Origin of the sequence: Fibrobacter sp. UWB13, assembly GCF_900177805.1 — a bacterium.
GTDB lineage: Bacteria > Fibrobacterota > Fibrobacteria > Fibrobacterales > Fibrobacteraceae > Fibrobacter.
On sequence record NZ_FXAX01000001.1, the window covers coordinates 224,459 to 243,763 of the forward strand.

Sequence of the window (19,305 nt, forward strand, 5' to 3'; positions counted from 1 at the left end):
ACTTGGATGAATGATTGCTATTTTTGCAAATGACCTAATTTCAAAGACGCGTGCTATTATTATGAAACTCTCAAAACTCCCGTGGTTGTCTGTATTGACTTTGTCGGCTTTGTGCCTTGTTGCTTGTAAGGAACTCGATACTCATAATGAGTATAGGGGTAAGGTCCTTACGCATAATTTTACCGATCCAAGGGACAATCAGTCGTATCCGGTTGTTAACATTGGTTTGCAAGTTTGGATGGCGGCGAATTTGAACTATGAAATGAGCGGTAGCTATTGTAGTAAGAATCGCTTAGAAACATATTGCGCTAAATATGGTCGCATTTACTCATGGGAGGCTGCGCAAAATGCCTGCCCTGCAGGCTGGCACCTTCCGAGCAAGGCTGAATTGGAAACTTTGATAACTACTGTTGGTGGAGATTCGATTGCAGGCAGGGTGCTGAAGAGTAAAACCGGCTGGCGCAATGATGAAAATGGTACAGACGACGTCGGCTTTAATGCACTCCCTGGCGGCTTTGGAAGTTCTTATCCGGATTTTGGTTATCATATTATTCTTGATGGTCTTATAGGATCATTTTGGAGTTCCACCGTGTCTGATTCTGACAAGGTGTACTTCATGCACTTGGACTATCAGGATGTGGCTACTATACAGAACCCTAAGAAAAATTGGGGGCATTCTGTTCGTTGCGTAAAAGACTAGGTTTGATTTCGTTCGAAAATGGCGTTTTTGCGTAAAAATAGCATTATTCCGTTGAAACGTAATCAACGGTTTCTTGATACTGAAGCGAGCATCAAGGCTTTGCGTGGCGGTCTCTCGAAGTATGCGAATCCCGAATTGCGTTCGCAGGAAAGTTCTGCTTGGGCTTCTGCCGTAGAGGAAAAGTTTGCAAAACGTTGATGTAGCCTTTGATAAGGCTTTGAAAAAAGCATCTTCGTTAGAAAAGCCTTTATACTCGTTATGAAAATTTTTTCTACTGTATTTTTTTATTGGCAAATATTGCGTATTAAGTTATTTTTGCTGTACGATGTTGGGGAATGCTCAATTTATATGTTTAAACAGGTTGGTCAATTTGCACGCCTGTAAAACGCATTTTCCCGTTTTTCTAAACTTACATTGTCAAATTTATGCACTCCGTATTGGCGAGGTGCTTTTCTGTATTTATAAATCGAGGAAAACAGCATGAAAAGATGTTCCATAAATCGTTATGCAGTTGGTGCCGTTGTTCTTGCAATGGTGAACATCTTGCTTATCGCTTGCGGAGGCGACTCCGGTAGTTCCACGAAACCCGCCGACGATGGTCGTGAGGTGGCAACTGTTGTTGACATGGGACGCTGCACTAATGAACGTGAAGGCGATACTGTTTATGTCGCAGAAAAAATGACGGACTACCTTTGCAAGAATCGTACATGGGTGGATTTGAGTACGGTCTCTGACGACGAGAAAACGCTTTCCTCGTCAAGCGTTGCAAAGGGCACATTGTCTGCAGCTTCCGGTAATTCCTCCGCCGTTCAGGGGACATCTTCTGCTACTTCTGTTTCGGGAACTTCGGCAGGCAAAGAATCGGATCCGGCTCAGGGATTCATTCGGGAGAATATTTCTGTGACAGGTGTTGCTCAGAAGGGACCGTTCAAATTCGGTTCGCCGCTAAACTTGTATGAATTGAAAAAAAATTTGAATCCCTCTGGTCGTGTGTACAACGATGAAATCAACAGTAACAAGGGTGATTTCGTCATACCGAAGGTGAGCTTTGCTTACCCATACGCAAAACTTGAAGTCACTGGCCTCTACAGAAACGAGGTGACTGGCGAATGGTCCAAGGAACCTATGACGCTTTTTGCTTTGACCGATTTTTCGGATAAGAGAGCACAAACGAATTCAGATGAGCGTGTGCAGGTCAATATAAATTTGCTTACCCATTTGGAATATGACCGAGCCCTTTATTTGGTGCAAGAAAAGGGCTACAGCGTCTATGCCGCGAAAAAACAGGCCGCTCAGGAGATCATGACGGCTTTTGAATTTGCGACCGCTGTGACTTATTCCGAAGACTTTGCCATCTTCCAGAACGATGGTGTAGGCTCGGGAACTATTGCGGGCAACGGAACTCTTCTCGCTATTTCTGCACTTGTTATGGGGAACCGTAGCGACGCTGAAATTCAAAGCGTCATCGACCAATTCCGTGAAGACGTCAAGACGGACGGCGAATGGAACGATTTGCAAACGAAAACCAACATGGCGGACTGGGCCCGCGATTTTAAATACGGCACCATTCGTGCTGCTGTAAAGAGCTGGAACATTTTGGATATCCCGGATTACGAAACTTACTTGGATGTCTATTGGAACAATGTTTATGGCTTAGGCGGATGCTCTGAAATCCGTAAGGGGACTGTTGCCCCGAATAGCAATAAGTTGAGTAAATATTATAACGAATATTTTATTTGTAAAGTAGATGGCTCGAAATATAGCTGGGTGTCTGCAACTACAATAGAAAAAGACACTTACGAATGGGCCTCTGGGAAATCTGGCGAATTCAAGAAAGGTAATGTGACTGATACCATATATACTTATAACGGCACCAAGTGGGAGGTTGCTGCGAGGGAAACTACCATTGGCGTTTGCGGATCAAAGAACGCTGGTGAGGTGAGTAAGTTTAACGGAATATATTACATCTGCAAGAGTAATGCTTGGGGAACAGCGACTGTGCTGGAATATGATACTTATGGCTGGAAAGCTGGAAGCGAAGGCTCTGTGAAAGCCGGTAATGTGAATTCTGATAAATATTATGTGTATGAAAATGGCGCTTGGCGGGCATCGGGTGGAGAGATTGAAAATAATCTTGGTGCGTGTGTTACGAGTCGTGAAGGCGAAGTAGGTGAGTCTGGGAATGCTTATTATGTCTGCAAGTCAAGCGTGTGGACAACCGCAACTGGTATCGAAAAAAATTTAGGTGGGTGTACTGCTAAACGAGAAGGTGAAATTGACTTGTATGGAAACACCTATTACATCTGCAAGAATAAAACTTGGACAATAACATCGTCTTCCTCTAGCTCGGCAAAAATGTCTAGTAGCAGTTCTTCTCAAAATGCCGTAGATCCATCGACTGTTGTTAAGGGGACTATGACGGATTCACGAGACGGTCAAATTTACAAAACTGTGAAAATAGGTAATCAGACTTGGATGGCTGAAAACTTAAACTACAAAACAGCAAATAGCTATTGTTATAATGACAGCTCGTCTTACTGTTCCAAATACGGTCGCCTTTACACTTGGGCCGCTGCAATGGATAGTGCTGGTACATGGGGTGCGAATGGCAAAGGCTGCGGATACAATAAGACTTGCTCGCCGACCTACCCGGTGCGAGGAGTTTGTCCCGAAGGCTGGCATTTGCCGACTCAAACGGAATGGAAAACCCTGTTCACGGCGGTGGGTGGACATTCTGCTGAGGGCAGGGTGCTCAAGTTCACGTCCGGATGGTATAGTAATGGCAACGGCACGGACGCGTTCTCGTTCTCGGCGTTGCCTGCTGGCAACAGGCTCGACGATGGAAGTTACAACCGCAAGGGCTACGAAGCGTACTTCTGGAGTTCTACAGGGGACGATAGCGACCTCGCGTACCGCATGCGCTTGGTCTGCAACTACGACAATGCGTTCCTGAACTACAACAACTTCAAGTACGACGGGTATTCAGTTCGTTGTCTCCAGGACTAGGTTGCCTGTGGCAAAGTTTTTCCACAAAAAGATTTTTATTATAACCAAGAGGTTTAAAAATGAGTGACGAGAAAAAACATCTTACTAAGCTAGATTTATATGAACGATTCTGGATGTGCCGTGATTTTGAATTGACGACATTGTGGCAGAAAGCCGTATTTTTAGGACCTATATTGGCTCTGGTTTTTACCGGATATGGTGCTTTTTTTGCAACATGTTTTATTGATGGGTCTGAAGTAAAGTTCATTGAATCGGGCTTTTGCGCGAAACATGTGGTTGCAATGGCTATAGCTATTATGGGTGTGTTGTTCTCTATATTATGGATTCGCATGATGAAGGGGTCTAAGGCGTGGTATGAAGTGTATGAACGCGCCATCGCTGCGATGGATACACAAAAGGATTGGATTTTTGACAGGGAACTTTTGGAATGCGGTGCGGGTTTTAAGTTACATAGACTTCCGGGGTATAAGCGTGTTAGCAAAACAGATAATCCACAATTTTGTGATTGCTTGTTTTCTACAAAGGGTGGTTGCTATTCATCTTCAAAAATAAATATTGTCATTGGGCAAATTTCATTGGTGTTTTGGTTGTTAATTGTGGCAAGTCATTTGATTGGTTGCTTTGGTGTTTTTGAAAACAATTCTGATTGGATTGCTGTAATAGTGTTTCTTGTAGAAATGGTTGTATTGCTTGTTGTGTTATTCGCTGTTTTCAAATGTTTATGTGTCGTAATAGAATCTAAATGCAAACGAATGAAATTAATCAAAATATTTGAATGTAGAAGTAGTTCTTTAAAAGAACGTGATCCTGGTGTGTATTCGAAGGAAGGCTCTGAGAAAAGAATTTATACTTTGAGAATTTTTGATTTTGAAGGTAAAATTGAGGAGCTGATTAAAGTTTCAAAGATTCGCTCAACAGGGAATGCCCTAATCACCAAAAAGCCAATAGAAAAGCTCTCGTTGGAAGTTGTTTTAGATAAAGATTTTGAACGCTACGCTGAATATCCTTGTTATGCGAGTTTCAATTTTAAAGTCTGGTGCGATTGTAGAGGCGAAAATCCATCGAACGAGGCTGCTGAGAAATTTTACAAAGAAGAAGTCAATCCTGTTTTTGACAGTTTTAAAAGTGAAGTGTCAAGAGCGTAGTATCTTGAATAACTTATCAAAAACGACCGCTTTGATGCGGTCATTTTGTGTGCAAACGGATTTGCAACTTATTTGTTATCGCCATAGAAACCGTGATCGGAATACTGAGACCACATTTCGAACATCGTTAAGTAATTGTTCTTGATGTATTTTTGTATGGTCGATAGCTCTTTGTCTGAAAGCGTTCCTCTTTTTTGGACTATGGTATCGCCATTCGATTTAATGAATAATTTCGCAGAACCAGTTTCTGTCAGTTTTGTATCGCTAGCATGAGCGTGGATACATTCGACGATACATGCCATCGTGAAATAGAGATAGTAGCCTGCAATTTTGAAGGGAAAATATTTAGGCATTAGTCGTTACCAATCAAGTCTTTGTTTTTAAGGTAATAGGCTTGGACGAGGGCTAGGCGAGCATCGTCCATTGACGACATAACCATATCTCCATCTTTGTTGAGTACGCAGGCTTGGTCGGGATTGCTTAGATAGAGAATCTTGATATCGCCGTTTTCTGTAACTGTGAACGAATAATTGGCGATAATCATGTCTGCATTGTCTGCAATTTCTTTAAGCTGTTGCTCGGACATCTTTTACCTCGACAGACTTTATCGGTTGCAAAAAAGTTTTCGGGTCAATGTAAAGGTTTTCAAGTATCGGAATTAGGTCGATGTAGTCTTCGACAAGTTTATCTTGGTTATGACTATAAACGGCTTCGACCACAATATAGCCTTTGTCCCATTCTTTGACCTTCGCAATTCTGACGAGACTATACGGTCCTTTAAACCGGATTGTTCGTCCGTTAAATGAGAAGGATATGTAACTCCCGTCATTTGACAATAGAGCTTTTGAATTGACCATGTTCTTAATATACATTTTTTGATTGATTATCGTTGATAAAAAACGACCCCGGCGCAGTTCAACTGGCCGGGGGAATATTCTTTGCGGCGAAGCCGCCTATCTTAAACTAATGACTATTAATCAGTAACGTGCCGTTTACTTCGAAAGTTTTTCAGTAAGTCCCATAAGCATGTTCAAGCCGACTGCGTCCATGGCAGTGCTTGCGCCGCCCTTGGAGTCGCCGGTCATCATGATTTCCGGGACGAGCGGGTGTGCGGACTTGGCAAGAGCTTCTGCAACACCGACTTTGGTCTTGTAATCCCATTCGGCGCGTTCTTGCGGAGTCAAACCGGCGCTGACGAGGGCCCTGTTTGCGGCGGCTTCAGCTTCTTTTTCGGCCTTGATTTTCTTAGCGACTTCGAGAGCTCTTAAAGCTTCGAGGCGGGCGACTTCTTGTTCCTTCTGAGCTTGGAGAACGGCCACGTCGCGTTCCTTTTCAGCCTGCGTCACAGCCTTGATCTTTTCCACTTCCTGGTCGGCCTTGGCCTGGGCGATGCGAGCCTTACCTTCGGCTTCGGCGGTGATGGCGGCCTGCTTTGCGGTTTCAGCGGCGGTGGCGTTTGATACGCGCTTCATTTCGCGGTCCTTCACGATGTCGAGCTGCTGTTGAGCCTTCTGGTCGAGGCGGACGTTCTGGATTTCGAACTGCACCACTCTGATGCCGTAAAGACGGAGTGCCGAGGGCTTTGTCAAGATGCGGTTGCCGTTCTTATCGAGTTTCAGCTTTGTGACCTTGTATTCTTGCGTTTCGGCTTTCTTGATGATTTTGCCTTCGGAATCGTATTCGTCTTCGCCGGCCTTTTCGGTAAGCACTTCGATCGTGGTGAGGTATTCACCTTCCGTGAGTTGGTCTTCGGCGATTCTTCTGAATTCGGCAATCTTTGTCACCTTGGCTTCTTCGGCGGTGAAGAGCGGTGCGGTCTTTCTAACGGCGGAGAGCACGGAGTTTCTGACAAGGTCATGCTTGAGCTTCTTGTCGGAGCGCTGTTCTCGGTGGATTTTCACGAGGTCTTCGCAGTCCGTCGGGAGCTGGTATTTGAGGTAGCCACTGATTTCGGCGTTTGCGTTTCGGGACAAGGTAACGGAAATATCGTCCTCGTCATCGTCGCCGCCTTCCCAGCCTTCGCCCTTTACCTTGTCTGTAGATGAGTTGAAGTAGAAGTCCTTGGTTCTGTCGTAAGAGTAGATGCTTGCAAATCCCTTGAAGTAAAAACCGGCGTGGTCGATGCAGGAGAGGGTACCAAACGGAGACTGCTTCACAAGAAGCTGCGTTGCACTGTTGTAACCGATATTGCACTTGAGCAAAATAAGAGCGATAACAACGATGACCGCGACAATGATTGCTTTTGTGTAATTCTTTTGGGGAAGCTGTATTTTGGGTTGCACTTTGGGCTGTAATTTGGATTCTGTTTCCATTGTTTTTTCCTTCTTTAGTTTATGCAAACATAATATAGTTATTGCACCGCGTTTGTCAGTGTAAGCGCCGTCGTTCTTTCGGTGCTGCTCTTGACAATGTCCGCAATCGTCTGGCGGGCTTCTTCGCCTTCGGGGGCGGGGTAGAGGGGGAACACGTGTCCCAGTTCTTCGCCAACGTGGAGCGTGACGGATACGCCTGCCGCCTTCATTTTTTCACCGCAATTGACGATGTCGGGGTAGAATACTTCCCAGGTGCCGACGAAAATGTCGGTGGGCGGGAGCCCTTGCATGTTGCCGTAGAGAGGCGATACCGTCGGGTCGTGCGCATCCATGCCGTTTGCCCAAGATAGACCAAATTGATGTAGTTCGTCAATATGAAGCCAGTTGTCGTATTCTGCTATGGATTCATCGCCACCCGTGATGTCGACCCACGGTGAAATCAGGATGAGGTGCATGGGCGAGGGGAGCGATTGCTCTTGGATTTCTTCAGCGAGCGCAAGTGAAAAACCGCCACCGGCACTGTCACCCATAATGATGATTTTGCTTGCGGGGAAGCGTTTCAAGAGTTCGCTGTAGAGCTTTAATACGAGTGTATGGGCTTCGAGCGCCGTATGTTCCGGCAAAAGGGGGTAGTCCGGCATGACCCAACCGCAGCCAGTCGCCTTTGAAATTTCAGAAAGAATCTTCCAGTGGGATGGCGTAATGCCTTGCCTGTAGCCACCGCCGTGGAGGTAGAGGATGACGGGCTTGGTTTCGTCTGCGGCCGCCATCTCGTAAACGTGCATGCCCTCGATTTGATATTCTTTTACGGGTCGCTTGTCGACGCTCACCAATGAGACAATCGCTACGAGCGCGAGCAATAAACAGGGCAAGAATATCTTTGCAAATTTCATACGAGGGGGCAATTACACCAGAGTTCTCGACAATATACTTTTTCCGTCGTGTAAACTCAAGTAAAAAAAAGAAGACCCCGCAACAGTGTGCGGGGCGACAATTCTAATAACTATTGACTAATGACCAATGACTAGAATTCAATCAAGCCCTTGGCTTCGTCAGCGAGGATGACCTTCGTTGCCATGTTGATGAACAGGCCGTGTCCGACGATACCCACGATGTGTTCCAGATCACGGGCGAGCTTGTCCGGGTCTGCGATGGGGGCGAACTTTGCGTCGGCGATGAGGTTACCGCTGTCGCTAATCACCGGACCGTCCTTGCCAGGAGCGCCCATGCGAACCTTGACTTCGCCACCGAGCTTTTTCACGCGTTCGGTCACGACCGCGATAGCACCCGGGATGATTTCGAGAGGGACGGCGAACTTGGTGCCGAGCTGCTGCACGGCCTTGCCGGAGTCTGCGATAATCACGTAGTTATCCGTCATGGAGGCGACAATCTTTTCGAGGAGGTGAGCTGCACCGCGGCCCTTGATGAGGTTACGGTTCGGGTCGATTTCGTCGGCGCCGTCGATAACCATGTCGAGGTGGCTCACTTCGCCCATTTCCTTGAGCGGGATGCCGAGGCTACGGCATTGGAGTGTGGTGCTCCAGCTGGTCGAAACGCCCGTCACATGGATGCCTTCGGTCTTGATGCGTTCGGCAAGGCGGTTCACCATGTGAGCTGCCGTGCTGCCTGTGCCGAGACCGACAATCATTCCGTCCTTGATCATGTCTGCGGCACGAACGCCTGCAGCCTTCTTGAGTTCATCCATCGATGCCATTAGCGCCATCTCCTTTCGTTTGAGTCAAAATTGTCGTCGCCCATGCGATTGTCGTAACTGTCGTAGTTATCGTATCCGTCGTTAAATTCATCTTCATCCGGGAAGCCGGACTCCTGTTCGGTGAAGCTTGCCTCGACGATGTCTACAACTTCGACGTTAAAAATCAAATCCTTGCCTGCAAACGGGTGGTTCCCGTCCACAATCACGGTGTCTTCGAGAATTTCCTTGATGGTGTAAATGCCGTCGCACTGGTCATCATCGCCATCCAAATTCAAGTCGTTCACAAATTCTTCGGCGGTGTCCGGCAACTGGAATTCGCGCATGTCGTTATCCTGGTACATTTCGAGTTCCATGCCGAGCCAGAGTTCTCCGACGTCGCGGAGTTCTTCTTTCGGGACCGTGAGGATAAGGTCCTTGCGGTATTCGCCATAACCGAGATTTGCCGGAATGCTCACCGTAAACTTTTCGCCCAGACGACGCCCCGTCAATGCGTCTTCGAGTCCGGGAATAATATTGTTGTATCCGTGGATGTACACGAACGGTTGGGAGGCGGGAACTTCTTCAAGAATTCGCTTGCCTTCTCTGAGGGTGTAGGCTATGCTCACCTTCATCTTGTCTTGAATGACTACCATACATGCCCAAATGTAGTAAAATTGGTCAATTTCACCACTTATATTAAATTGTTTTTCTAAATTACGGACATGCTTTACGGTATTTGTTCAGATATCCATTCCAATGCCACCGCTTTCGAGGCTGTGCTCCAGTCCATGCGCGAAAATGGTGTGGAACGGAGAGTGTGCCTTGGTGATATTGTGGGATATGGCGTCGATACCGATGAGTGCGTCAATTTGGTTAAAGAGAACATGGATGTGTGCCTGATCGGGAACCACGACAGCGTGGCGGTCCGGTACGAATCCAGCGCCGGGTTCAACCCGTACGCGAAGCAGGCGATTGAATGGACCCAGAAGAACCTTTCCAAGGAGTCCGTGACGTATATCCGCTCGCTCCCGTACATCCAGGAAGAAAACGATATCTGCTTTGTGCATGCGTCGCCCTTGTCTCCGGCAGATTGGGTCTATGTGACCGATCTCGAGGATGCGCTGAACGCTTTTGACCATTTTTCGGAGCGCTACTGCTTTGTGGGGCATACGCATAGCCCGGTTATCATTGCTAGCCGCCCCTTGGCGATCCCGAAGATTCTGGACGAGTACGAGTACGTGATTGCGAATACCGAACGCTTGCTGGTGAACGTCGGCAGTGTGGGGCAGCCCCGCGACCGCGACCCGAGGGCCTGCTGGTGTCTGCTCGATACCGAGACCAAGTGCGTGCGGCTCATTCGAGTGGAATACGACATTCGTGAGACGCAGAACCGCATGAAAAAGCAGGGAATGCCCTCGTTTTTGATTGACCGACTATCGGTGGGGCGTTAGATGAAGTGGGTGTTGGCGGTGTTTGGTAAGGCTGGTTCCCCGTTCATTGCGGACGAGGTGGAAAAGTATGTGAAGCGTTTGCGCGGTTCTGCGATGCCTCTGGAAGTGGTGGAGCTCAAGGAATCGAAAATTGACGACCATGCCCAGGCGCTTGCTCAAGAAGCCGCTCTTTTTGAGAAAAAATTCCCGCGTAACGAGTACCGCCGAGTGATCCTCTCCGAAGAGGGCAAGCTCATGACGACGGTGAAGCTTGCCGATACGTTACAGGCCCGCTTTACGGGAAATATTGTGTTTTTGATTGGCTCCGCGTACGGCATCGACGAGAACTTAAAAAAGTCCGCCGACTTGCTCTTGAGCCTTTCTCCATTGACTTTTACCCACGACCACGCCAGGATTATTACGGTGGAGCAGCTCTACCGCGTCCAGATGGTCATGCAAAACCACCCATATCATCATAGGTAGGAGGCGGTATGTTAATTTCTGCAATTGTTGCTGTTTCTGAAAACAATGTCATCGGGCGTGACGGTCACTTGCCGTGGCACCTGTCTGCCGATCTCAAGCGCTTCAAGGCGATTACCTCGGGGCATGCCATCATCCTCGGTCGTAAGAATTATGACGATATCGGACGCCCGCTCCCGAACCGCACGAACTACGTGCTCACCCGCAACAAGGATTTCCAGGCCCCGGGCTGCATTGTCTGCTCTTCGCTCGGTGAGGCTATTGAGGCCGCTCGCGCTGCTGGTGAGACGGAATGTTTCATTATCGGTGGTGCCGCCGTGTACCGCGAAGCGATGCCACTGGTCGAAAAACTCTATTTGACGAGAGTTTTGTCGCACGTGGAAGGCGATGTCTTCTTCCCGGAGTGGAACGATAAGTTCCAGAAAGAGAGCGCAGAATCCTTCCCGGCAGACGAAAAAAACGACTTCCCGACAACCTTTGAAATTTGGGTACGAAAAAAATAAGGTTCTATTGCCCTTAGAATAACTTATTATATACTAGAGATGTTGTTGAGGAATGGAAAGAAAATACTTAGACTTCTCATTGCAGTGCTTGCCGCTGTAGTGGTTGTTCTATTTGTTGTCAGTTTTAATGGCATGTGCCGTCATGGTTCGTGCAACAATGTCATCGCTCTTAACGATGGCTGGTCCATTTCTTTTGGCGGCATTCATCTTCCGCCGATGGAACATGTCTCCGATTTCCGAGTTCCCTCAAATATTCAGCCCGGCGATACGATTATCTACGAGCGCGACATGCGGAACGATTCAATTCCCTTGCCGACAACGCTTCGATTCCATGCGTATCACGTTGCAGTAGCTGTCTATGTTGACAGTGTTTGCTATTACCGTTATGGTTTTGAACGCTTTAAAGAGGGAAAACTGGTCGGTAGCGGCATCCACCTTGTAAATATGCCGGAATTTCTTGACGACCATGTCATTCGCGTGGTGACGATTGTGACCGAAAAAGCGGCCGCAAAATCTGTGGCGCAGATTGAACTTTTGCGTTCAAATAGCATGACTGACTATTTTTCGCAAAATTCTGATTCCATTACCATTGGCATATTCCTAATGTTTTTCGGGATGATTGCCTTTATTACAGGCTGCTGTGCCGTCGGCTTTGACAGGGCTTATTACCGCCTTGTTCTGATTGGCTTGTTTGCTGGTTTGATGGGACTTTGGACGCTGAATTACGCGAAGGGTATCCAGATTGTTTCCACGAACTATGCACTGGATACGACGTTGGAATACGTTTCGCTTTACCTTGCAGCAATCCCGTTTGGTCTTTTGATTATCAATATGCGTGCGGGCAAGATTTCGACCTGGAAGTTGAACGTGCTGAAAGTCATTGTCGGCTTTGGTGCGCTGTTCTTCTTGGTGACGACGATTTTGCATGTGACCGATATTGCGCATTACCCGACGTTCTTGCTCATTTACCATAGCTATATCTTTGTTTCGTTCCTGTTCATGGTGTTCTTCAAGGTCCTTTATGACCGCGGTGCCGGAATGCAAGAGAAAATTCTTGCGTCGGGAACGGTGGTGTTTGTGCTGTTTGGCATTGCCGATTTGTTCCGCTATAATGTGCAGAACTTGTTTGGCATGGAAAAATCCTTCTTGGATGCGACTTGCCTCCCGGTCGGTACGCTCCTGTTCATCTTGTTCTTGATGGTGGGCTATCTTGTCTACATGTACGAGGAACTCATGGACAAGACCGAGAAAGAAGTGCTCCGCCAGATTGCCTATCGCGATGCTTTGACGGGCATTTATAACCGCGCTAAGTGCGATCACATTTTTGAAGTGCTCAACCGCGATGATAGCGACTACGCTATCGTGAGTATCGACGTGAATGGGCTCAAGTACGTGAACGACCACTTTGGACATTCGACGGGTGATAAGCTCCTGTGTGCTTTTGCCGATGTGTTCAAGAACGCGTTTAACGGCATCGGGACGACTATTCGCATGGGCGGTGACGAGTTTGTGGCGATTGTCCGTGCAGAACACCTCTCGGATTTGAATACCGCTTTGAAGACTATGGTGCTTTTGGAAAAAGAAGCCAAGTTGCCGATTGAATTGAATGTTGCTTATGGTTATTCTGTGCGCCGTCGCGGAGATGCCGTGACTGCAATGGACGTTTACCGTATGGCGGATGCTAATATGTACGCCATGAAGCTCGCCTCTAAGCAACAGCGAATGGCATAAATTCACAAAAATATTCATTCTCCGCAATTTTTTGATTAGATTTTGAATGATGATTGAGTTCAATATCTTTTATAAGCTTGCGGCGGCGCTGGGTATCGGTTTCATTATCGGTATGCAGCGTGAAAACTCGTATTCCCGCAATAATTCAAGGCACCCCGCTGGGCTGTGCTCGTTTTCGATTGTGAGCCTTTGTGGCGCCTTGTCTTGCTATTTGGGCGACCTGATGGGTTCGATTGTTCCCTTTGTTGTAGGGCTTGTGATTGTCGGGCTTTTGCTTGTGGCAAGCCATATTGCGTACGGCCTTTCGAACCAGAATAATGGAGGGCCTGCGGGGGTCACGACGAGTGCGGCGCTTATCATGATTTATTTCTTGGGGGCGCTTTGCTGGTTCAACCGGCTCTTAGAAGCGTGTATCCTCATGATTGTGCTTTTGTGGCTGTTGGCGGTCAAGCGGCAGCTTCACGATTTTGCGAAAAAGATTTCGACCGAAGACATTATCGCGACCGTCAAGTTTGCGGTGATTTCTCTCATGATTTTGCCGTTCTTGCCGAATCGCTCATTTGGCCCGGCGGGGCTTGAAGTCTTGAATCCGCATACGATTTGGCTTTTTGTCGTGTTCATTTGCGGCATAGGCTTTGTAGGTTATGTGCTCATCAAACTTGTGGGTCCGGGTAAAGGCATTTGGCTTATTGGGCTTTTGGGCGGGCTTGCGAGCAGTACCGCGCTCACGCTGAACTTGGCGGGGCGTAGCGTTGATAACGAACAGTATGCGGCGGACTTTACGCTCGGCATTGTGCTCAGCTGGTCGGTGATGTATGCGCGACTCTACCTCATTTGCATATTCCTGATGCCGTCACTTGCGCTCCCGTTGTTGGCGCCTCTGCTTGTGCCTGTGGTGCCGGGGCTTGGCTATGCGGCGTACTTGAAACTTCGAGAATCTAAGGATCATCGCCAGAAGACGACCGATTTTAACAACCCGTTCAAGCTGTTGCCGGCAATTAAGTTTGGCTTGGTCTTTACGGTGGTCATGTTCATCGCGAATGCGGCTCATGCGTACTTTGGCTCGGGCGCGTTGATGATTTGTAGCTTCTTGGGCGGTGCGGCTGAAATGGATGCTGTGGCATTCTCGCTCATTGACATGTGCCGAAAGGCGACTCTTGAACACCACAACTTGATTTTGGCACTCCTTTTTGCGAGCCTTGCCAATACGCTTACTAAGGGCTGCATGGTGTATTTTCTTGGGTCTAAGTCCATGCGACGCCCGATTCTCCCGGCGGTGGGGCTTATCTGCGGCGTGTCCGTGGTATTAATTGGAATTTACTCGGTGGTATAAAATGTCTGAAAAAATGAAATTTGCATTGACAATCGCAGGCTTTGATGGCTCTGCGGGCGCTGGAATTTTAGCGGATGTTAAGACGATGGCGCATTTTGGCGTGTTCTGCGAATCTGTATGTACTGCACTCACGCAGCAAAATGAAGATGAATTTGTGGCGCCTGGATGGGTTATCTGGGAACGCATCGAAGCGCAACTTGAAACGTTGTTTGCTAAGCGACAGTTCAAGTTCGTGAAAATCGGACTTGTCGAAAAAGCAAAGGTGCTACAGCGAATTGTAGAATTTGTCCGTGAAAAATCTCCGGATGCCTACATTATCTGGGATCCGATTGCTAGCGCTTCAGCGGGTTTCCACTTTATGCGCTCGGCTGAACGCGATGAATTTATGCCGGTGATGAAGCAGATTGATTTGGTCACTCCGAATCTGGATGAGTTTGGATTCTTGGGATTTGAACAGGCTGCTTCTCGTGGAAAGTTTGAATTCGGGAAGGATTTCGCCCTGCTTTTGAAGGGCGGCCATTCAACGGATGACGAAGCCGTTGATACATTGTGGGATAGGGATGGTAAACAGTACAAGTTCACGAGTCCGCGAATTCCGGGCAATGGTAAACACGGCACCGGTTGCCATTTATCCTCGGCAATTCTTGCAAACCTAGCGATTGGACATACGCTCCCTGAAGCTTGCCAAATGGCAAAGAATTACCTCACCGAGCTATTACAAAGCGGTGAAGGTCGACTTGCAAAGGATTTTTAATTAAAACAAAAGAAGCCTCCCGTTGGGGAGGCTCTTTTAATAAACTATTTTATATTACTTCTGGATGCACCTGACAGAGAAAGCGTTGTTCTCTTCGATGGCGCGTTCCGCATAACGTTCGTTGTAACCGCCGATGGTCACGAAGTTTGCGATGTAGGTCGTTTCTTCGGTGGCTGTCCAGAAGAAGGCGGATTTTTCCATGTCTTCGTAAGCGAAATGTGTGTCGCTTTTGCCAGACGCATTGAATGATGCTTTGGTTTCTTCGCAGTAAGGACTCCACATGTCGTTGTTGCCGAAGCAGATCCTCTGGCCTGCTTGCTTGACTCTAAAGCCGTTCTTTTTGCTTGCGCCGAGGTACTTGCTCAAGAAATTCCAGTCTTTGCGGTCGGGGAGTCTCCAACCGGTTGGGCATGCCTTCATGGCGGCTTTCCACGTGTAGAGGCGACCGTATTTGTGACAGTTTTCCTTGTCGTCGTTGTAGCAGTAGCTACCCTTGGTCGTCTTGTAGGTGAGGTTTTCGGCGAGCCAGTTGTGGTTGCCGATTTTCACAATCTTGTAGGTGTGGCCGTCACGCGGATCCTTGAACTTTTTCGCGGAGGCCTTTTTGGAGGGGGCTGCTGCGGCGATGCAGGCTGCCAAAAGCATAAATACTAAACCAATTCTCATGACGACAAATTTAGAAATTTTCATGATGGAAAATTTTGTTATTTTGTGAAATGAAGAGGATTTAAAGTTGCTTATTGAAGATGTAAAAAAATCGATTGCGGATGCCGGTTTTCACGATGGCGAAAAGATGCCTTCTGTGCGTAAGATGGCAGAACGTCTTGGTCTTTCTGTCAATACGGTTCATCGCGCTTACAAGATTTTAGCTCAAGAAAAACTCGTGCAGCTCGTTCATGGTAAGGGCTGTTTTTGGGGCACGGCTCCGTCGTTCGAGGTGAAGGCAGAAGAGAGTGTTTATTCGGTAGTCGAACGTCAGTTCCAGAACGATTTGGATAGTGGGTATCTGAATGCATTTGATGAGCTCCCTTCGTGCAAGGAGCTTTCGAACCGTTACAATGTTTCGCTTTACATTGTCAAAAAGTTTTTGATGCAAAAGTGTGCGCAAGGGATTTTGCGCCATGTGGGGCACCGCTTTTTCTTTAGCGAAGAGCGCCCTGTCGAAAAGTCTAATTACATTTTGTTTGTGCATCGTTCGGATGAATTCGGGCGTTTGAAGATTGAGTCCGAACGCGAATCCGATGTGTTCCGCACGTTTGCGCAGATTGCCGCAGAACAGAAAATTGCGGTGAAGTTTATCGGGTATCACGAATCTTCGAACCAGTTCTATTTGTCGTCGGGCGAAACGTTTGTTGTAAAGAACGATACCCACTGCTTGGGTGTGTTCCTCTCGACGTGGCTGGTGGATGATGCGGCGAAGTTGTTTGCGCATTTTGCATCGTTCAAGAATCCGATTTCGGTCTGGTGGGAATACGCGCCGGATGTGATTCCGGTGATTGCGCGCAATAAAAAGAAGTGGGCTTTCTACAACGTGGCTTTTGGAAAGGAAGCGGGCGTGATTGTTGGGCGCTACCTCAAGAGCAAGGATATGGGGCCTGTTCATTACCTCTCGCCGTACCACGCTAGTTTTTGGTCGAAGGCTCGTTTGCAGGGCTTGCTGGATGCGGGTACGGATGTAATCCCGCTTGTCGATGAACGCTATGCATCTCCGTTTGATTTGGCGGATGCGGCTGCGCACGAGGGCGTTGAACGCCAGGTTCTTTTGGACAACATTTTGGAATCGCTTTTGAAGAACGCGATTTTGGATAAATTTGTGTGTTCAAATGATTGGGTGGCAGCTTCGTTGATTGATTACTTCAAGGCGAAAAAGTTGCCATCGCCGTACGTGGTGGGCTTTGACGATACGATTGAAAGTTACCGCTACGTGTTTGATTCGTTTGCCTTCAATGTCGGGACGATGGTGAAAGAGGCAATTTACCACATTGTTGCGCCGACCATATATGCAGAACAGCGGCGCCAAATGCAGACACCGCTAGGAAGAGTTGTCGAGAAACACTAAACGCAGTTGTCATCTCGGCCGCTTTGTCACCCCGGATTTATTCCGGGGCGGGATCTACTATGCTCAAACATTGAATTTCCCGGAGCAGGCGAGGAGCCCGAGCATATACAGGAGTCCGTCGTAGTAGCGCCAGAGTCCGGTCGGGATTTCCATATTCCAGAGGTCTTCGGCGAACGGCTTGATGAGCGGATCGCCTGCGGGGAGTGCGACAGTCGATGCGGCGTTCATGGCAATCAGGCCGCCCGTAGCAGGCCTTGCCTCGCGCGGGAACGCGCTCCCGTCGACACGCATGTCGGCGAGATACGGGCGACGCCCGTGGAGGTAACCGAGAATCTTTCGGACTGCGGAAACTTCCCATTCGCTCACGTCGGTACGTTCGCCCTTGTCTTGCAATTTCGCAGCGTCAAGACCGATGTTCCACACGACGCGCCAAGCGTCCCCGCAGAAGCAATCGCTTTCCGGGTGCCACGGCGTTTTCTTTGGAGTTCCGTCAAATTCACTGTAGTCGGCGGCAAGTCCCGTGACCGGGTGGCAAGCCTTTTTCAAGTAGGCAACGCTGTTGTCTGCAATCTTGTTCCAGATTTCATCGCTGCTGGCTTCACCGTACATTCTGTAGAAGGCAACCGTGTTGTAGCTCGGGTCGGTGTAATCGTTCCCCTTCATGGGCGAGAATCGCACAAGTCCTGCATTCACGTCCATCATCGTGTACACATCGCCAGCTTGCGGCTTGTGAGCCATGTCGTTGATGAGCTCGACGGCGTCGTGCTTGTATTGTTCGTTTTTGAAAACCTTGGCGGCGAATAGGAGCGCTGCGGCAAAGTATTCTTCGCCATCCGGGGCGGCACCCGGATCCATCATCGTGAAATCGGCGGTCGAGACTTGCCAGGAGTAATAACCGGCGAGGTCGCCTTCGGTGTTTTTCATGTGCGTCTTGGCGAATTTCCAGAGCTTGTCGAAAAGGTCCTGCTTGCCGAGGAGTGCGGCAACCGTCATGCCGTAGCTCATGCCTTCGGAGCGGATGTCGTTGTGGCCGATATCCACGATGTACGCCATGTCATTGCCTTTGTCAAAGCAAATGCGTTCATTTTCGCGGTTGCCTTCGAATAGTTGTGTGAAAGCCTTGTTGAGTTTTGCCTCGATTTCGGCGGGAGTCTTACCAATTTCTTCAAAAATGTTTCTCATGGCATCTAAAATAGAAATGTATTGGGCTCCCGTCCTGTTTTGTAGATGAAATAATTTAAAAGTGTTATGAGTGTTTCTTAGTGCGCTTGGAAAATTGTGGCAATTGTGAAAAAAACTTGAATAAAATTGAAAATGTCATGATTTGACATTTTATGAATCTATATTTATAAAAAATGAGTAATCCCGTTTTTTTTGCATGTAGACGGGGAAGGAGAAAAAAATGAATGATGTATTAAATGGCTGCGTTGATATATGGCTAGATGAAATGGTTCCTTGCCTCAAGGATTTGGAAACAGGATCAATTGAAGAAACTTTCGTTTTTAAAATAGAAAGTCGTTCTGTTCTTAGAAAATATAATTCGTCCAATGGTTGGGGAATTGATTGGGTTAAAGTCCCTTTAAATGTTGATGTGTTTGCTCTTGCTTTAAAGAGAAATAATGAAGTACAGGGACTTATTGCGCTAAAAAAGGATTCTGATATTCGAGCCGTGTATTTGCATTGGACTTGTACGGCGCCTAGAAATAACATATATTTATTTGGAAAGAAAAAGTATAGTGGTGTCGGTGGTCATCTTTTTGCTATTGCTGTAGATATGTCTTTTAAATGGGGCTTTGATGGATTTGTTTACGGCTTTGCTCTTAATAGGGAGCTTTTGAATCACTATATTGCGTTTCTCGGATGTTCTTTCGTTGGTATTCTTCATCCGTATCATTTTTTGATAGAACCTTGTGCGGCCCAAAAGCTTTTGGAGAATTACACTTATGAGTGGAATTGAAAAAAAGACCATGAATTTAGCGGATATTCAAAGCGAATATTTGGGTTTCCCGAATCCTTATAAAGATGCTCCATCTTGTAGGTATGATCATCGTGCGCTTGTCGCATATGCCCAAAAAGTTGGCAAATCTATAAATGATTTGTCTTACGAAGAAAAACTTGCTTTTATAATAAAATAAAAAACGCCCGCATTACTGCGAGCG

Annotated in this window: 21 protein-coding genes; 13 read left to right on the forward strand and 8 right to left on the reverse strand. The window is 47.5% G+C overall.

The genetic code is table 11. The features are described 5' to 3' along the window. The first annotated feature begins 10 nt into the window (after positions 1-10). The 4 genes from B9Y77_RS01030 to B9Y77_RS01045 all read left to right on the forward strand — a co-directional run bounded on the left by B9Y77_RS01030 (position 11) and on the right by B9Y77_RS01045 (position 4,851). Entirely contained in the window at positions 11-700 is a 690-nt protein-coding gene (locus B9Y77_RS01030) for a fibrobacter succinogenes major paralogous domain-containing protein (RefSeq protein ID WP_085490135.1), read from the forward strand. 51 nt (positions 701-751) lie between these two features. After that, positions 752-898, forward strand: coding sequence for a hypothetical protein (locus B9Y77_RS15850; RefSeq protein WP_176221694.1), 147 nt, complete (start codon positions 752-754; stop codon positions 896-898). Between the two features lie 282 nt (positions 899-1,180). Continuing rightward, entirely contained in the window at positions 1,181-3,706 is a 2,526-nt protein-coding gene (locus tag B9Y77_RS16160; protein ID WP_254899874.1) for a fibrobacter succinogenes major paralogous domain-containing protein, read from the forward strand. Positions 3,707-3,765: 59 nt separating this feature from the next. Continuing rightward, entirely contained in the window at positions 3,766-4,851 is a 1,086-nt protein-coding gene (locus tag B9Y77_RS01045; RefSeq protein ID WP_085490137.1) for a RipA family octameric membrane protein, read from the forward strand. A 68-nt stretch (positions 4,852-4,919) separates the two neighbouring features. Here the strand turns inward: B9Y77_RS01045 and B9Y77_RS01050 are convergent, their stop codons facing one another. The 6 genes from B9Y77_RS01050 to B9Y77_RS01080 form a co-directional block, all read right to left on the reverse strand. After that, the gene (locus B9Y77_RS01050) at positions 4,920-5,204 is read right to left on the reverse strand and encodes a DUF4160 domain-containing protein (protein WP_085490138.1); all 285 of its coding nucleotides are present in this window, start codon (positions 5,202-5,204) and stop codon (positions 4,920-4,922) included. Further along, positions 5,204-5,437 (reverse strand): DUF7723 family protein, encoded by a 234-nt coding sequence (locus tag B9Y77_RS01055; RefSeq protein WP_085490139.1) that lies wholly within the window; start codon positions 5,435-5,437, stop codon positions 5,204-5,206. Before B9Y77_RS01055 ends, B9Y77_RS01050 begins: the two co-directional genes overlap by 1 nt. Positions 5,438-5,843: 406 nt before the next feature. Then, positions 5,844-7,163, reverse strand: a complete 1,320-nt coding sequence (locus B9Y77_RS01065; RefSeq protein ID WP_085490140.1) for an SPFH domain-containing protein — start codon at positions 7,161-7,163, stop codon at positions 5,844-5,846. A 38-nt stretch (positions 7,164-7,201) separates the two neighbouring features. Next, the gene (locus tag B9Y77_RS01070; RefSeq protein ID WP_085490141.1) at positions 7,202-8,056 is read right to left on the reverse strand and encodes an alpha/beta hydrolase; all 855 of its coding nucleotides are present in this window, start codon (positions 8,054-8,056) and stop codon (positions 7,202-7,204) included. Between the two features lie 131 nt (positions 8,057-8,187). Further along, positions 8,188-8,877: a ribose-5-phosphate isomerase RpiA gene (gene rpiA, locus B9Y77_RS01075; RefSeq protein ID WP_012819869.1), complete on the reverse strand. Its 690-nt coding sequence runs from the start codon at positions 8,875-8,877 to the stop codon at positions 8,188-8,190. Beyond that, positions 8,877-9,509, reverse strand: coding sequence for an FKBP-type peptidyl-prolyl cis-trans isomerase (locus B9Y77_RS01080; RefSeq protein WP_012819868.1), 633 nt, complete (start codon positions 9,507-9,509; stop codon positions 8,877-8,879). Before B9Y77_RS01080 ends, rpiA begins: the two co-directional genes overlap by 1 nt. Before the next feature lie 69 nt (positions 9,510-9,578). On the opposite strand from B9Y77_RS01080, the gene B9Y77_RS01085 reads away from it, so the two are divergent. Genes B9Y77_RS01085 through B9Y77_RS01110 form a run of 6 tightly spaced genes read left to right on the forward strand, consistent with a single transcriptional unit; the run spans position 9,579 to position 15,087 of the window. Beyond that, positions 9,579-10,307, forward strand: a complete 729-nt coding sequence (locus tag B9Y77_RS01085; protein ID WP_012819867.1) for a metallophosphoesterase family protein — start codon at positions 9,579-9,581, stop codon at positions 10,305-10,307. After that, entirely contained in the window at positions 10,308-10,769 is a 462-nt protein-coding gene (locus B9Y77_RS01090) for a 23S rRNA (pseudouridine(1915)-N(3))-methyltransferase RlmH (RefSeq protein ID WP_073424487.1), read from the forward strand. An 8-nt stretch (positions 10,770-10,777) separates the two neighbouring features. Beyond that, positions 10,778-11,269, forward strand: a complete 492-nt coding sequence (locus B9Y77_RS01095; RefSeq protein ID WP_085490142.1) for a dihydrofolate reductase — start codon at positions 10,778-10,780, stop codon at positions 11,267-11,269. Between the two features lie 39 nt (positions 11,270-11,308). Then, positions 11,309-13,000 (forward strand): GGDEF domain-containing protein, encoded by a 1,692-nt coding sequence (locus tag B9Y77_RS01100; RefSeq protein WP_085490143.1) that lies wholly within the window; start codon positions 11,309-11,311, stop codon positions 12,998-13,000. A 46-nt stretch (positions 13,001-13,046) separates the two neighbouring features. Beyond that, positions 13,047-14,333: an MgtC/SapB family protein gene (locus B9Y77_RS01105; RefSeq protein ID WP_085490144.1), complete on the forward strand. Its 1,287-nt coding sequence runs from the start codon at positions 13,047-13,049 to the stop codon at positions 14,331-14,333. Position 14,334: 1 nt separating this feature from the next. Next, complete coding sequence (locus B9Y77_RS01110) at positions 14,335-15,087, forward strand: hydroxymethylpyrimidine/phosphomethylpyrimidine kinase (RefSeq protein ID WP_085490145.1); 753 nt, start codon at positions 14,335-14,337, stop codon at positions 15,085-15,087. A 54-nt stretch (positions 15,088-15,141) separates the two neighbouring features. On the opposite strand, the gene B9Y77_RS01115 is transcribed toward B9Y77_RS01110, so the two are convergent. After that, positions 15,142-15,777: an FISUMP domain-containing protein gene (locus B9Y77_RS01115; protein WP_083555683.1), complete on the reverse strand. Its 636-nt coding sequence runs from the start codon at positions 15,775-15,777 to the stop codon at positions 15,142-15,144. A gap of 43 nt (positions 15,778-15,820) precedes the next feature. On the opposite strand from B9Y77_RS01115, the gene B9Y77_RS01120 reads away from it, so the two are divergent. After that, positions 15,821-17,146, forward strand: a complete 1,326-nt coding sequence (locus B9Y77_RS01120) for a GntR family transcriptional regulator (protein ID WP_085490146.1) — start codon at positions 15,821-15,823, stop codon at positions 17,144-17,146. 63 nt (positions 17,147-17,209) lie between these two features. On the opposite strand, the gene B9Y77_RS01125 is transcribed toward B9Y77_RS01120, so the two are convergent. Beyond that, positions 17,210-18,328 (reverse strand): glycosyl hydrolase family 8, encoded by a 1,119-nt coding sequence (locus B9Y77_RS01125; RefSeq protein WP_085490147.1) that lies wholly within the window; start codon positions 18,326-18,328, stop codon positions 17,210-17,212. A gap of 220 nt (positions 18,329-18,548) precedes the next feature. Here B9Y77_RS01125 and B9Y77_RS01130 point away from each other — a divergent pair, with 220 nt between their 5' ends. Together B9Y77_RS01130 and B9Y77_RS01135 are read left to right on the forward strand one after the other, a co-directional pair. Then, positions 18,549-19,103 (forward strand): hypothetical protein, encoded by a 555-nt coding sequence (locus B9Y77_RS01130; RefSeq protein WP_085490148.1) that lies wholly within the window; start codon positions 18,549-18,551, stop codon positions 19,101-19,103. Further along, complete coding sequence (locus tag B9Y77_RS01135; protein ID WP_085490149.1) at positions 19,090-19,281, forward strand: hypothetical protein; 192 nt, start codon at positions 19,090-19,092, stop codon at positions 19,279-19,281. The genes B9Y77_RS01130 and B9Y77_RS01135 overlap by 14 nt, the downstream gene beginning before the upstream one ends. The last annotated feature ends 24 nt before the right edge of the window (positions 19,282-19,305 follow it).